The following is a 13,119-nucleotide window of genomic DNA, read 5'->3' as shown; positions in this document are numbered from 1 at the left end:
CGATCACGAGTGGGTCGAGAACCTCTGGTCAGACGAGCACGGACTCGGCTCGCTCCTTGATGCCCAGCAGCATGCGCCGTCCATGATCAGGCTGCCCGGTTCGACGACGAGCCGGTTGGTGAGCCACCGCGCCGGGCCCGAGTAGGTCACTGCGCTGCGATTGCGGCTGACCAGCCGGGTGCCGTGCGCCCGGCCGGCCAGGCGGAAGGTCCAGACCCAGTCGGCCTCGGTGGAACGGAACGCGAGCGTACGCCCCGGGTCGCAGATCTGCACCCGCATGCCGGGACCCTGCGGCCCCAGCGGCAGCACGTCGCCGACCGCGAGGTGCTGGAACTCCGCCAGGATGCGATCGGCGCTGTGCATGTTCAGGCCGAACAGGTTCTCGATCCAGTCGTACGTGTAGGCGCCGCCACGCCCACTGCCCATCTGCACCAGCCACGGCCACACCGCCGCCGGCGGGGCGTCGATCCGCCCGCTGAGGTCTACCCCGTTCCCGAGGGCGGCGGGCACCTGGTCCCAGCCGACCGCCAGGACTGTGATGTCGGCTCGTGCGGCGTCGTTGACGGTGCCTGTGGACGCACCCGCGCCCAGGTGGTCGGCGAGATCGGTGAGTGACTCGGGGCCGCGACTGTTGCTCAGGATGACTTCATGGCCGGCCGCGAGGGCGAGGCGGGCAATGGTCTGGGCGACGCGACCCGCACCGATGGTGCCGATGGTCAGCTTGTCGTTATGGGACATGAGATTCCCCATTCCTTCGACGAACGCAGGGGTGTCACGCGCCTGCCGGCCAGTGCGGGAAAGCGTGTCGCCTACCCGCGATGGTGGCGATGACGGTGGGAATCATGATGGCGGCGGCGGTCCACGGAATGGAGGTGACGCCTGGCCCGGAGAGTACGAGGCCGCCGAGAACTCCGCCGGCCGCGATGCTGAGATTGAAGACGGTCACGAGCATCGGCTGGACGCCGTCCGTACCGGCGGCTCGGATGCCGGCGGTGACGAAGAGGGTGGCGGAACCGCCGAACCCGAAGCCCCAGGCGGCCACGCCGAGGTACAGGAGCACGGGGTTGACCCGAGCGGACGCGAGGACCAGGGCGCTGGCGCCGAGGACGACCACGCTCATGATGATCAGCCGGCGGTGGTGCGGGTCGACGTACGATCCGGTTGCCCAGATGCTGAGCAGTGCGGCGACACCGAACACCACCAAGATCCACTCGATCTGGCCACCGACGCCGGCTGCGGCGGCCAGCGGAGCGATGTAGGTGTACAGGATGGTGTGGGCGACCACGAATCCGCCGACGACCCAGAGAATCGACCGTACTCCGGGGGTACGCAGGATGGTCGCGAAACGAACGTGGCCGTTCTCCGACTGGCCCGGAAGGCTGGGCAGGGAGACGAACACCCAGACGATGAGGACGACGCTGACCGCGGCCGCCACGCCGAATGTCGCCTGCCACCCGGCGGCATCGCCCAGGAAGGTGCCCAGCGGAAGCCCGAGCGACAGTGCGACGGGCGTGCCTGCCATGGCAATGGCGATGGCCTTGCCCCGCAACGCCGCCGGAGTGATTCGAGCCGCGTACCCGCCGATGTTCGACCAGATCAGTCCCGCTCCGACGCCGGCGACGAACCGCGCGACCAGGATGACCGAGAAGCTGCCCACGAGCGCTACGACAGCGTTCGCGCCGGCGAAGGTGACCAGCGCCGCTACCAGGACGATCCGGCGGTCCCAGTTCTTCAGGGCGGCGTTGAGCGGGATCGCCGTGACCGCCGTCGCCAACGCGTACACGGTGACGGTCTGACCGGCGGTGGCCTCGGAGAGCCCGAGGCTCTCGGACATCCTGGGCAGCAGCCCGGCCGGGATCGTCTCGTTGATGATTCCCAGGAAGCCCGCCGTGAACAACGTCAACAGGGCGCCCAGCGGGAGTTTGACATCCTTGCGGACGCGCGGTTCCTTCTCGGTCGTCAACGACATGATCAGGCCTTCCGATTGCCGGCCAGTGAGTCCCGCACGGCGGCCAGGCCGTCGGCGTGCGAGATCACCGGCTGATATCCGAGTTCGGCGACGGCCTTGTCGATCCGCAGCGTGCACGTCTGGCCCAGGAACCACCGCAGGGGCACGGCGACCTCGCTGGCATCCACGTCGGGGATCGGGGCGTCGACGCCGTACATCTCGAATTGGGCCTCGAGGAATTCCCGCAGGATCACGCGATGCTGGTCGGTGATGAAGTACGCCTGACCGGGCCGGCCGCGATGCCATCCGAGAATGAAGCCCTCGACGACGTTGTCGACGAACGTCACGTCGGTCGTGTGCCGGCCGCCGCCGAGCCAGGCGAACTGTCCCGCCTTCGCCGCCGCCGCGAGTCCCTCGAGGAGGAAGCTTTCGGGTCCCCAGACGAACCGCGGGCGGATCGACACCGTGACGAAACCCGGACCGTTCGCGTCGAGGACAACAGCTTCGGATTCGGCCTTCGCCGCGCAGTACGCGGCTTCTGAATCCGCGCGCAGCGGTGCGGTCTCGTCGACGTCCACGAGCGGCTCACCGGCCAGGAGCGCGGCTTCGCTGCCGCAATGAACGAACCGGGGAACACCGGCGAAGCGAGCCGCGTCCACCGCTGCCCGGGTGCCCTGGACCGTCACGAGCTCGTGCCGCGCGCGGTCGGCCGTGACGTCCGTCTCCGCCGCCAGGTGGAAGAACACCTCACTGTCCGTGACGTGCTCCCGCAATGTGGTGGAGTCGGTCAACTCACCCCGTACCGGCTCCGCGCCCAACGCTGCAACGACGTCAGCCGACGCCGCACTGCGGACCAGGACGCGGACCGTATGCCCCTCGTCGAGAAGCCGGCGAACCAGCCTCCGGCCGATGAAGCCGGACCCACCGGTTACGAATGCCTGTGCCATGTGGCTCTCCCTCAGCGAAGGCGCCCTCACCCGAGATTGGGAAGAAGGCTCTTGCTTGCTCAGCAATTACCGGCGCCCTCCGCTTCCCTCCAAAACATTCATGCTTTGGAGGTTTGCGATAAAATTCGTGGATGGCTTCGTTGCGGGCGTTGGAGTGTCTGGTAGCGGTCGCGGACACGGGATCGATCACCCAGGCGGCCCGGCTGCTGCACTCGTCGCAACCCGCGATCTCCCACCAGCTCGCCGCACTGGAGCGCGAGACCCGGACGCCACTGCTGCACCGCGAACCGCGCGGCGTCAAGCTCACCCCTGCCGGACGAGCCGCCGTCGCTGACGCGCGGCGAGCCATCGACGCGGCCGCGTCGGCGGTGCGCTCGGCACGTGCCGCAGCCGAAGCATCCGGGGGAACGCTGCGACTGGCCTGCGCGCAGAGCCTGACCGTTCCGCTGCTCGCGCCGGTCATCCGTGACTGGCACCGGCGTCAGCCGCACGTAACGATCAGCCTGCGGGAGTCCGCCGTGCCGGGCGAACTCTTCGGGTTCATCGAGTCCGACGAAGCCGACGTGTTACTGCTGCCGGGCCCCGCGCCTGAGCGGTTCACCGCCACCGCGGTCGCCGAGGAAGAGATCGTGCTGACAGCGCCGAAAGACCACCCTTTCGCCCAGCGGCCGTCGGTGACGCTGAGCGATCTCGACGGTGAGCGGCTCGTCCATTTCGCGCCGGACAACGGTCTCGCAAACTGGCTCGACTGGTCGCTCAGCCAGGCCGGCGTCCGCCCAGAGCCGGTGATGAGAACATCGGTGACCAGCGCGGCCCCCCAGCTCGCTGCGGCCGGCCTCGGCCTCGCCGTTACCCCGGTCAGCGCGGTCAGTGCGGGCTTCCCGGGCACGGTCCGATCCTTCACGCCCCGATGGACCAGGCAACTGGTCGCGGTGACATCCACCGGTTCCGGCCCACTCACCGCACGATTCGTCGCCCACCTGCGGGCTCGTGGCGTACGGGTGCCCGGCGACGTACGGGCCCAACTCGCCGACGACGAGCCATCCGCCGGGTGAATGCGACCGGTCGAGGACGGCGGGGATGAAGTTTCTGCTCGTGAGTGGTCGAGCGTCGGGGATCGTTGTCAAGTTTCCTGGTCCAGCGCTGCCAACCGGTCGCGAACCTTGTCGCCGATGGCGGCGAGTACCTTGAGCTCGGCCGCGGTCAGGTGGTCGATGAGCGCGTCGCGGACGTCGGCCACGTGCTGCGGGGCGGCGGCCCTGACCAGGTCACTGCCCCGGTCCGTGATGGCGACGCTCACCCCCCGCTGGTCCGTGCGGCACGGCTCGCGGGACACCAGGCCGCGGCTCTGCATCCGACCGAGGTGCTGGGACAGGCGGCTCTTCTCCCAGCGCAGCAGCCGGCGGAGCTCGTACGACCGCAGTTGACCCTCGGGCGCCTCCGAGAGGTGGGCCAAGACCTGGTAGTCGGCGTGGGACAGCCCGTGCCGGTTGCGCAGCTGCCGCTCGATGTACTGCGCCAGGCCGTCCTGCATCGTCATCAGGCTGCGCCAGGACCGCTGTTCCTGGTCGTTCAGCCACCGCACCTCCGTCATGACCATCACTCTACCGTTTGGTTGACATGTGAACCAAGCGCCGAATACTGTTCGGTTCACATATGAACCATTCTGCTGGGTGCCGCCCGGTGGAACCACATACGTGCTTCATGCGAAACATCTTTCAGAAGGAGTCAAAGAATCGTGAAGTCGGTCCTGATCATTGGAGCAACACAGGGAACCGGTCGCCTGCTGGCGGCCGAGTACGCCAGCCGAGGCGCGAATGTCATCATCACCGGGCGCAGCCCGGAGCGCGCTACCGAAGTGGCGGATGAGCTGTCCAAGGACGTGTCCGGCACCGTCACCGGGCTGGCGCTCGACCTGACCCGCCCGGCCGAACTCGCGGAAATACTGGCCCCCGTCGAGCGGGTCGACCGGCTCGCCGTCGTCGGCATGATCCGTGACCGCAACACCATCGGCGCCTACGACGTGGCTAAAGCATCGCTGCTGGCCGTCACCAAGGTCGTCGGCTACACAGCGGTCGTGAGTGCACTCGCCCCGCGGATGGCCCCGGACGCGTCGGTCCTGTTCTTCGGCGGCGTAGCCAAAGATTACCCGTACCCCGGCTCGACCACCGTCACCGCGGTGAACGGCGCGATCACCGGCCTGATCCGGACGTTGAGCGTCGAACTCGCGCCGGTGCGGGTCAACGCGATCCATCCCGGCCCGATCGAGGACAGCCCGTTCTGGCACGGCAACCCCGCAGTAGCAACAATCCTCGAGGGATTCCGCAAGGACTCGTTGATCGGGCGGCTCGGCACGATGAGCGAGATCGTGGACGCTTGTCTCTTCCTGCTCGAGAACTCCCTCGCGAACGGCATCGACCTGAACGTCGACGGCGGCCACATCTGAAGACGACGTCGGCCGGCGGCTTCGGCCAGGTTCTGCCAGCCGGTGGATCTCATAAAGCTGGAGCCGCGGGACACCGCCGTCGCCGAGGCCATGGTCCGGGTCAGCCAGGCCTGGCCACCCTGGCTGGCGAGGTCGAGGTTCTGGCAGACGCGACCGACCTCAGCCCGGCCCTCGCGAGCCTCTAAACGCCCCCTCGCTAGCCTCTAGTCTAGTTCGGAACGGCGGTGCCACCCGGTCCCGGGCGGCTCGCCTAGCGGAATACCCTCGCCGAACCGCAGGACCCCGGGTAGGTCGATCGTCGCCTGCTGCTCGGCCACCAACTGCCCGGCAATCGTCAGCGTGCCGGTCACGTCTGCCGAACCGGCCCGGACCGCCTTGAGCAGGGCGTTGCCCACCACTGCGCTCAGGCCGTGCACGGTGATCTCGAGCGCGATCACGACCGGGATCGTGAACGGCGGCAGATCGGCGATCCGCACCTCGACGCCGGGCCCGTCCTCGAACGACATCCGCCGATCGAGCAGTGGCACCGCCTCGACCGAGCCGGGCGCGGCCGCGGTCCGCTCGGCCGCGTCGAGAAGCTGCTTGTACTTGTCCCAGACGCCGCGGAAGATGTCGTCGATCCCGAGGTCGAGCACCTTGGCGGCCTCCTCACCGACCTCGGTCAGCAGGGCCTTGCGCGCGGCCGGCGTCAAGCCGCCGAGGTTGACGCCGGCGGCCGCCTCGCTCAGCGCGGCGCCGGCGCCGGCCGGGTCGGCCGGGAAGAAGAACGACCGCAGTGACGCGTCACCGGTCATCGGAACTCCTGGTGCACTCGGATGCGGGGCACCCCGCGACGGAGGGTCAGGCGGAGGACGGGCACGGGCGGGCCGTCCGGCTCCGCGAGCGCCACACGCGGGGCGCCACGCGGCCGGACGAGCCGGATCGAGTGGTCCGGGAGCGGTTCGACCCGCTCGTCGCGGAATTGTTTCCATCGCCGTCGGATTGCCGGCCCCGCGAGCCGCCAGGCGATCAGCGCGGCGAACCCGGCGAGGGCGATGCCACCCTTGCGCAGGTAGTCCCACAGCTTCGCCGGCCAGGACCTCTCCTCCACCCGCGGGGCCAGCACCGGCATGCCGACCTCGCCGTCGGCAGTGGACGGCGCGACCCGGTCGTAGGACACGTGCCAGAGCAGCCTGCCGATGCCCGCCGGCGCATCGCCCGGCACCTCGACGTCGGCCGCCCAGCCCTGCCCGGTGTCGTGGCAGGCGGCTGGCGCACCACCCGGACTGTAGGCGGCGCTGCACCCTGTGATGGTCACACCCTCGTCGTACGCGCGATGGGTGACCGTGACCCGCTCACCGGCCTTAACCTGTGCCGGATCGAGCTCAATGGCGAAATCGGCGGGCGCCGGCGTTCCCCGGCTCAGCACTCGGTAGCTGACCGAGCCTCCGCCCTCGGCGGCTCCGGCCGTGACGTGCCAGAGCAGCGGGAGGTCGCCGGCCGCGGCGTCCTCCGGGACGGCGACGGTGGCGGTCCAGCGCGCGCCGGACTGCTCGCACACCGACCCACCGGTCCCGGCGAAGGCGGCGTGGCACCCGGTGATGCCGGTGCCCGCGGTCAGCGCCTCGATGGTCACCGACACGGCCCGCCCCGGCTCCGCTGCCTCCGGGTCTGTCACCGCGACAAACACGGGCCGCGGCTCGGGCCCGGTCGGCTGGACGGGCTGCGTCGGCTGGACGGGCTGCGTCGGCTGGACGGGCTGCGTCGGCTGGACGGGCTGCGTCGGCTCGGTCGGCTCGGTCGGCCGGGTCGGCTCCGTCGGCCGGGTCGGCCTGGTCCGGCTCCGCGGCAGCACTTCGAACGGCAACACGCCGTCGTCCGCCACCGCGGCGCCGCCGGGCGTGAGCGCCCCCGCGGTCCAGCGCACCAGCGTGGCCCCGGGCAGCGCGTCCGCGGGGACCTTGGCGCGGGCGAACCACCGATCCGCTGAGCGCTGGCAGGAGCCCAGATCACCGTGCGGGAAGAAGCCGTAGCACCCTTCGATGCGGACCTCGGGATCGACCGGCTCGAGCGTCACCGTGACCTCCTCGTCCGGCTCGGCCCGGTCGGGCTGCACGTTCGCGATGAACCGCGGCCGCTTCGCCGCGACGGGCACCTCGAACGATCCCTCGACCTGGCGGGGATCGTCTTCCGGTCGCGTGCTGCTCCAGTTCAGGAACCAGGACACCTTGATCGTGCTGCCGATCGGCGTCTTCGGCGAGATCATGACCACGGCAACCCGGGACCCGCCGCAGTCGGCCTTCGCCGGGAGCGTGAGTCCGCAGGTCTTGACGGTCACCCCGGTCGTGAGGCTGGCGAAGGTGACCACGAACGGCCACCCGGGCACGGCAGTCGCAGTGGCGGGACGCACGTCGAACTCCGGAGGCGGCGGCACGACGTGGACCGGCAGCCGGCCCCTGGCGTCGCCCGAGTCGGTCCCGCCCCTCCGGTCCCATTCGTAGGTGGCGCCCCAGATCAGCGTCCGATCCTCGCCGAGGCTGAGGGTGGCTTTCGCGTCGTCGCACGACGCGTCCCGGACGGTGCATGAGGCGATCCGGAGCCCGTCCGGCTGGCCCTGGAAGACGACCGAGAAGGGCTTGCCCTGCTCGGGAACCGTCGGCACGACCTTCACCTCGACCGCCAGCACGGTGAGTTCGAAGGAGCCGGTGAGCGGTTTCGGGTCCAGCGCCGCGGCCTTGCCGATCTGGTAGTAGCCGCGCCAGAGCGTCCAACTCACCACGACCGGGCCAGGCGGTTGATCCGGCACCTCGATCGTGGCTGTGGGCACCTTCGAGGGTCCGTTGGCGCACTCCACCTCCAGCCCGGAGCCGTCCTCCACGACGGCTGAGCAGCGGTCGACGAATGGCGCATCCTTCAGGCTCTTGAACTCGATCGCCACGCTTTCGCCGGGCAGTCCGGCGTACCGGTTCGGCAGGACCGAGAAGTCATCCTCCGCTTGCGCTCGGCCGGCGGCCGGAATCGCCGCGACGGCAATGACCGAAACCGCGAGGACCAACCGGATGAGACGAGCCGGCATGACCATGCGTGCCTCCAAAACGCATGGACCATCGTCGACTTACGGGAGGCGACCGTCAGCCAGATATCGGACACGTAGAGTGATCAGCCGGCGGCGGACTTCGGAAGTTTTTGTACACCTTGTCCCGAAACCACCCGAAACCAAAGCCGTTCAACCGCGACCATCACGGAGTACGGGTGCGAATGACGCCGAGTGATCGTGCCCGCAGACGCAGACCTGGTGTGTCTCGGTGACGAACACCCGCGGGGAGACGCCGGTGAGCCGGACGCACTCGCGCGTGAGGTGGGACTGGTCCGCGTACCCGGCGCGGAGGGCGAGCGGCGCGAGGCCATCTTGCGTCACCGCACGGCCCTGGGCGATCGCCTGCTGGACGAGCGCGAGGAAGCCTTGGAACCGCAGCATGCGGTGCAGCGTCTTCGGTGCGAGCCCCACAGCCGTGTGGCAGCGGCGCCGCAGTTGCGTCTCGGAGATGTGCAAAGACGCGCGCAGCGCCGTGACGTCGACCCTGCGCCACGGCATAAGACCGCGAACCACCTTGGCTACGAGCGGGTCCGGGGGCTCGGCGGCACCGGCCAGCTGGTGCACATGGAGCTGCACGGCGGCGAGTGCTTCCCGGGCCGAGGCCGCGGTGCCGACCGCGTCGCCGAGGGCGGCTGCCGAGCGGCCCCACAGATGTTCGGCATCGAGGGCGAGCCCGACCACCTCCGCAGCGGACTGCCCCGCGACCACCGGGAAGGCGCCGGGCACGAAACGCATGCCGATCACCGAAGTACCCGGCTGGATCACCTCGACCAGCGGCTCGGTGAGCGGGCCGATCACCCGCGGGGCCGAGCCGACCCGGCAGACGAGCTCGACGGCACCGTTGGGGATGCGCCGATGGACGTACGGCGCCGCGTCACGACCGACCTGCTGGACCCAGACCGACGAGACCAGCGCGCGCAATGCCGGAGCGGGCGGGCGCTCGACGTAACTCTGGCCGCCCGCGGCGGGGTCGGAGAACGGGTCGCCGGTCACGTGACCCAGTATGTCGGCCCGCTGGTCTAGCGCCAGAATGACGCCCGGTTTGTTCAAGAGCGCGTGGCGGGTCCGGCCGTACGGTCGGGCCATGTTCCTCTTCATGACCTCCCGCTCGGCGGAACCGCCGGCGCTCGACCGCCGATCGCGCCCCGCCCGGTCACCGGAAGATCGATACCTGGGCCGGGCCCGCGGGAGCGTCGGGTGAACGCGACTGTCCAGGGCCAACTCTGGAGCAGCGATCCGCGCGGCTGGGCGCAGACTGCGGAGGGCCGCATCCGGCCGCTGTACGAGCGGGTGCTTGAACGCATCGACCTTCGCCCCGGTATGCGGCTTCTGGACGCCGGCTGCGGATCGGGCCTGTTCGCCGAGTTGGCCGCTCAGGCCGGCGCGGACGTCACCGGGCTGGACGCGGCCGCGGGACTGGTCGAGTACGCGCGTCACTGGCGCCCGGCGGCCCGGTACGTCGTTGACGACATCGAGCACATGCCGTTCGGTGACGGCGCCTTCGACGTCGTCACCGCGTTCAACTCGGTGCTCTACGCCGCTGATCCGCGTGGCGCGCTCGCCGAGATCGCGCGCGTGACCGCCCTTCCGGGCAGGGCGGTCGTGACGGTGGGCGCCGGTCCCGAGCAGGCCGAGAGTGCAGCGCTGATCAACCCGCTGGCTGACCACGGCGAGGTGCCCGACAGCGGTGTGCTCGACCTCGCCGACACAGACGCGGCCCGCCGCGTGCTGCTGGCTGCCGGGTTCGCATCCGTGGCCGTCGCCGACATCGCGTTCGATGTCGATTTCACAAGCGAGAACGAGGCGGTCGCCGCCCAGCTGCCGGCCGGCCCGGTCGCCGCAGCGATCCGGCACTCCGGCCGCGCGACCGTCGAAACGGCGCTGCGGTCCGACTTCGCACCGCGCACACGGACCGACGGGACCGTGCGTATGGGCCTCGTCTTCCGCTGCTACCTCGCGCAGCGCACGCGGTGACCGGTCGACTTCTTCAGCAGCCTCGACGGCAACGGCTCGGCGCGCTCGGCGACGCCGCCGGTGCGCCGGTCTTGACCAGGAGAATACTCAGATCGAGGCCGACGCCGTCGCGCTGCACCACGGTGCACGGCGCCTCCGGGGTCCGCGGTGCACGAGTCCACCCGCCGCAGTACGACCGCCCCTATGCCCGGCCGGCTTCGTCGGCCCTGACCACGCGGCGCGTCTCCACGTCGACGCGACTTTCGACGCCGGGTCGCAGCTCGTCGTCGGCAACCTGAAGGACCGCGATGCGATCCCGCTGCGTCCCAGTGATGCGGTGGGCGTAATTCAACGCGGCCTCCTCCGCGTCCTCGCGGCGTCCCTCAGCCGACCCGACGGGAGTAGTCACCTTGTGGCGATGAACAATCGTTCCGTCGGCCGTGTCATAGACGACGAAGGTGGCAGAGGTTTCCGTCTCTGGGACGAGTCCCGGCTTGGGCTTCATTGCTTCGCCTCATTGTCAGCCGTAGATGAACAGGGTCGCGATCAGCATGCCGTAGGTCAGCGGGCCCGTAACTCGGACCTCGAAAGTGATGCGCGTGGCGTCGAAGACAGTGATGTAACTCGGCGCGAACTCCGGGTCGTCGGCCAGCACGCACTGGCCGACGTCTCCGAAGCACCATTCGCGGATGAACGCGTACGCTGACCACGGGTCGTCGGAGTAGCTGTAGCGCGCCGTCCGGGCGAGCTGCGCCTGGGCCCGCACCAGCGTGCCGCGGGGCGGCGCCATGCTGACGGTCAGCGAGTGCGGTGCGCCGTTCCCACCGGCCTGCGCCCAGCCTCCAGACCGGATAACGTCTGCGATCACGACCGTCCCCCGTTTGCATGGCGCGTCAAGCTTGACTCGGTCCGTTGCGGCTCGGTGGTCTCGACCCGCACCAGCGTGTCGCTCTCGAGCTCTACGCGGTGCAGAGAGAAATCGATGGTCGGCGGGCACTCGACCCGGACGACTCGCAGACGGTCACGCGCCTCCCGCGCCGACGCGCTCGCCTTGATGGCTACATTCAAAACGGCGTCTTCGTCCGCCGCGTCACTGGGCCGCAGGCGTCCCTCGCCGTCCCGGTCCAGGCGATCGACGACGTACTCCTGATGGGCGCAGAGAATGTCTCCGCTCCTACCATCAATTGTGAGGTAGTACCGCTGCGGTGTACTTCCGTCTGGGGTTCGCATCAGCCTCACCGGACCAGCAGGTGGTTGACGGCGACGGCAGCCGAGTCGAATGTCGTCCCGCGCACGCGGAACGTGACCCTGCGCGCCGTCGCCTGACCGATCATTCCCGGATGCGCTATCGATACATGGGTATTCGGATCGTTCGGATGGCTGCTGCCGAAGGCGTATACCACCGGCGTTGATGCCCCGTCGATGTCGATGATGTCCGCCGCGACGCCGTACCCGCTGCTGGGCTCCCGCACCCCGAACCAGGCAGTGCTCAACGTGGACTTCGCCACCCAACTCATCGGCGCACCAAGGTCAATAGTGACCGTGCGCGGAATGTTGTTGCCGTCTTGGTAGAAGACCTCGTGCCAAACGCTGAATTCGTAGGGCATGTCCACTCCGATCCGGTCCACCGCTCGCCTACTGCTGGAATGCCTCTCTCCCTGACAGTTAGGGGGTCTCGTCGAGACGCCGCGCATGCGGGAAAATCCGGGCGTGGTCGCTCGCCGACGTCGTGGTTCTCTGGCGCAGGTGAGGCCGTCTGACAGTTTGACGCCGGGAGCCGTTTCGAGGGGCTGCGCATTGTTGCCACGAGCACGCGGGTCCGCTTCTTTGTTTCCCTTTGGCTCCCGCGGGCGTCCACGCCTGGTGGTATGCCGTGTGGGTCGTCGAGGGGATCGTGGTGGAGGAAGACGAAGATCAAAGCCTGTTCGTCGAGCGGATCGCGGCGCTCGATCTGGGCAAGGCGGTGCTGGAGGCGTGCGTCCGGCTACCGCATCCGAGCAAGCCGGGGCGGCGGGTGCAGGAGGTGCGCTCGTTCGAGACCCGCACGGCTCAGTTGCTGGCGCTGGCGGACTGGCTGCGCTGTGAACGGGTCACGACCGTGGTCATGGAGTCGACGTCGGATTATTGGAAAGGGGTGTACTACCTGCTGGAGGCCGAGGGCTTCGACTGCCAGCTCGCGAACGCCCGGGAGGTCAAGAACGTCCCGGGACGACCGAAGACCGACAAGGCCGATGCGGTGTGGTTGGCCAAGGTCGCCGAGCGGGGCATGTTCCGGCCGTCGCTGGTACATCCGGAGCCGATCCGCAGGTTGCGGGACTTCACCCGTTACCGCCGGTCGCTGGTGCGGGACCGGTCGCGGGAGAAGCAGCGGGTGGAAAGCTGCTCGAGGACGCCCAGATCAAGCTGTCCAGCGTGATCAGTGACCTGTTCGGGGTCTCCGGCCGGGACATGCTCGACGCCCTGGCAACCGGCAAACACGACCCGAGGATGCTGGCCGATCTGGCCCGGACCAGCATGCGCGGCAAGACCGCGCTGCTGGTCGAGGCGTTGACCGGGTTCTTCACCGCGCATCACGGCGAACTGCTGGCGATGATGTTGGCCAACATCGACCGGCTGACCGAGTGTCAGCCGCCGTTGAGGGCGACGACGTAGCCGGCGCGTGCGCCGTTGGGCGTGACGACGATGTTGGTGTGCGGCGCGGCGTGTTGATCGTGTTGGTCGCCGACGCCACGGTGACGACGGGCAGGGC

Annotated in this window: 15 protein-coding genes; 5 read left to right on the top strand and 10 right to left on the bottom strand. The window is 69.3% G+C overall.

The genetic code is table 11. The features are described from left to right. Positions 1-3 precede the first annotated feature (3 nt). From ACFQS1_RS37625 to ACFQS1_RS37615, 3 genes are read right to left on the bottom strand one after another with little or no spacing between them, the layout of a single operon-like run. Positions 4-738, bottom strand: a complete 735-nt coding sequence (locus tag ACFQS1_RS37625) for an NADPH-dependent F420 reductase (protein ID WP_378977292.1) — start codon at positions 736-738, stop codon at positions 4-6. Positions 739-772: 34 nt separating this feature from the next. After that, positions 773-1,969 (bottom strand): MFS transporter, encoded by a 1,197-nt coding sequence (locus tag ACFQS1_RS37620; RefSeq protein WP_378977290.1) that lies wholly within the window; start codon positions 1,967-1,969, stop codon positions 773-775. 2 nt (positions 1,970-1,971) lie between these two features. Beyond that, a complete protein-coding gene (locus tag ACFQS1_RS37615) occupies positions 1,972-2,961 on the bottom strand; it encodes an NAD-dependent epimerase/dehydratase family protein (RefSeq protein WP_378977288.1) in 990 nt (329 codons plus the stop codon). Between the two features lie 65 nt (positions 2,962-3,026). Here ACFQS1_RS37615 and ACFQS1_RS37610 point away from each other — a divergent pair, with 65 nt between their 5' ends. Continuing rightward, a complete protein-coding gene (locus ACFQS1_RS37610; RefSeq protein ID WP_378977286.1) occupies positions 3,027-3,950 on the top strand; it encodes a LysR family transcriptional regulator in 924 nt (307 codons plus the stop codon). Between the two features lie 68 nt (positions 3,951-4,018). On the opposite strand, the gene ACFQS1_RS37605 is transcribed toward ACFQS1_RS37610, so the two are convergent. Next, positions 4,019-4,489 carry a MarR family winged helix-turn-helix transcriptional regulator gene (locus tag ACFQS1_RS37605; protein ID WP_378977284.1) on the bottom strand — a complete coding sequence of 157 codons (471 nt, stop codon included), beginning with the start codon at positions 4,487-4,489 and terminating at the stop codon, positions 4,019-4,021. Positions 4,490-4,633: 144 nt separating this feature from the next. Here ACFQS1_RS37605 and ACFQS1_RS37600 point away from each other — a divergent pair, with 144 nt between their 5' ends. Beyond that, positions 4,634-5,341 (top strand): SDR family NAD(P)-dependent oxidoreductase, encoded by a 708-nt coding sequence (locus tag ACFQS1_RS37600; protein WP_378977282.1) that lies wholly within the window; start codon positions 4,634-4,636, stop codon positions 5,339-5,341. A gap of 203 nt (positions 5,342-5,544) precedes the next feature. On the opposite strand, the gene ACFQS1_RS37595 is transcribed toward ACFQS1_RS37600, so the two are convergent. The 3 genes from ACFQS1_RS37595 to ACFQS1_RS37585 form a co-directional block, all read right to left on the bottom strand. Beyond that, on the bottom strand, positions 5,545-6,135 hold the full coding sequence (locus ACFQS1_RS37595; RefSeq protein ID WP_378977280.1) for a hypothetical protein: 591 nt from the start codon (positions 6,133-6,135) through the stop codon (positions 5,545-5,547). Beyond that, on the bottom strand, positions 6,132-8,402 hold the full coding sequence (locus ACFQS1_RS37590) for a hypothetical protein (RefSeq protein WP_378977278.1): 2,271 nt from the start codon (positions 8,400-8,402) through the stop codon (positions 6,132-6,134). The genes ACFQS1_RS37595 and ACFQS1_RS37590 overlap by 4 nt, the downstream gene beginning before the upstream one ends. A 144-nt stretch (positions 8,403-8,546) precedes the next feature. Continuing rightward, positions 8,547-9,410, bottom strand: a complete 864-nt coding sequence (locus ACFQS1_RS37585; protein ID WP_378977276.1) for a DUF6597 domain-containing transcriptional factor — start codon at positions 9,408-9,410, stop codon at positions 8,547-8,549. Positions 9,411-9,614: 204 nt separating this feature from the next. Between ACFQS1_RS37585 and ACFQS1_RS37580 the strand changes: the two genes are divergently transcribed. Further along, complete coding sequence (locus ACFQS1_RS37580) at positions 9,615-10,391, top strand: class I SAM-dependent methyltransferase (RefSeq protein ID WP_378977274.1); 777 nt, start codon at positions 9,615-9,617, stop codon at positions 10,389-10,391. Positions 10,392-10,572: 181 nt separating this feature from the next. Here ACFQS1_RS37580 and ACFQS1_RS37575 read toward each other — a convergent pair whose 3' ends face one another. The 3 genes from ACFQS1_RS37575 to ACFQS1_RS37565 form a co-directional block, all read right to left on the bottom strand. Further along, entirely contained in the window at positions 10,573-10,875 is a 303-nt protein-coding gene (locus ACFQS1_RS37575) for a hypothetical protein (RefSeq protein WP_378977272.1), read from the bottom strand. A 15-nt stretch (positions 10,876-10,890) separates the two neighbouring features. After that, entirely contained in the window at positions 10,891-11,238 is a 348-nt protein-coding gene (locus ACFQS1_RS37570) for a hypothetical protein (RefSeq protein WP_378977270.1), read from the bottom strand. A gap of 367 nt (positions 11,239-11,605) precedes the next feature. Further along, positions 11,606-11,977 carry a hypothetical protein gene (locus ACFQS1_RS37565; protein ID WP_378977268.1) on the bottom strand — a complete coding sequence of 124 codons (372 nt, stop codon included), beginning with the start codon at positions 11,975-11,977 and terminating at the stop codon, positions 11,606-11,608. Between the two features lie 266 nt (positions 11,978-12,243). Here ACFQS1_RS37565 and ACFQS1_RS37560 point away from each other — a divergent pair, with 266 nt between their 5' ends. Both ACFQS1_RS37560 and ACFQS1_RS37555 read left to right on the top strand, forming a co-directional pair. After that, positions 12,244-12,786 (top strand): IS110 family transposase, encoded by a 543-nt coding sequence (locus tag ACFQS1_RS37560; RefSeq protein WP_378977266.1) that lies wholly within the window; start codon positions 12,244-12,246, stop codon positions 12,784-12,786. Continuing rightward, positions 12,783-13,022, top strand: a complete 240-nt coding sequence (locus tag ACFQS1_RS37555) for a hypothetical protein (RefSeq protein WP_378977264.1) — start codon at positions 12,783-12,785, stop codon at positions 13,020-13,022. The genes ACFQS1_RS37560 and ACFQS1_RS37555 overlap by 4 nt, the downstream gene beginning before the upstream one ends. Positions 13,023-13,119 lie beyond the last annotated feature (97 nt).

Origin of the sequence: Paractinoplanes rhizophilus, assembly GCF_042664765.1 — a bacterium.
In the GTDB taxonomy this organism is placed as follows: Bacteria; Actinomycetota; Actinomycetes; order Mycobacteriales; family Micromonosporaceae; genus Actinoplanes; species Actinoplanes rhizophilus.
This window is presented reverse-complemented; position numbering and strand designations above follow the sequence as displayed.

Excerpts from the sequence above, each read along its gene's own strand:
- ACFQS1_RS37625 (WP_378977292.1), bottom strand. The coding sequence starts at position 738 with ATGTCCCATAACGACAAGCTGACCATCGGCACCATCGGTGCGGGTCGC.
- ACFQS1_RS37620 (WP_378977290.1), bottom strand. The coding sequence starts at position 1,969 with ATGTCGTTGACGACCGAGAAGGAACCGCGCGTCCGCAAGGATGTCAAA.
- ACFQS1_RS37610 (WP_378977286.1), top strand. The coding sequence starts at position 3,027 with ATGGCTTCGTTGCGGGCGTTGGAGTGTCTGGTAGCGGTCGCGGACACG.
- ACFQS1_RS37605 (WP_378977284.1), bottom strand. The coding sequence starts at position 4,489 with ATGACGGAGGTGCGGTGGCTGAACGACCAGGAACAGCGGTCCTGGCGC.
- ACFQS1_RS37595 (WP_378977280.1), bottom strand. The coding sequence starts at position 6,135 with ATGACCGGTGACGCGTCACTGCGGTCGTTCTTCTTCCCGGCCGACCCG.
- ACFQS1_RS37590 (WP_378977278.1), bottom strand. The coding sequence starts at position 8,402 with ATGGTCATGCCGGCTCGTCTCATCCGGTTGGTCCTCGCGGTTTCGGTC.
- ACFQS1_RS37575 (WP_378977272.1), bottom strand. The coding sequence starts at position 10,875 with ATGAAGCCCAAGCCGGGACTCGTCCCAGAGACGGAAACCTCTGCCACC.
- ACFQS1_RS37565 (WP_378977268.1), bottom strand. The coding sequence starts at position 11,977 with ATGCCCTACGAATTCAGCGTTTGGCACGAGGTCTTCTACCAAGACGGC.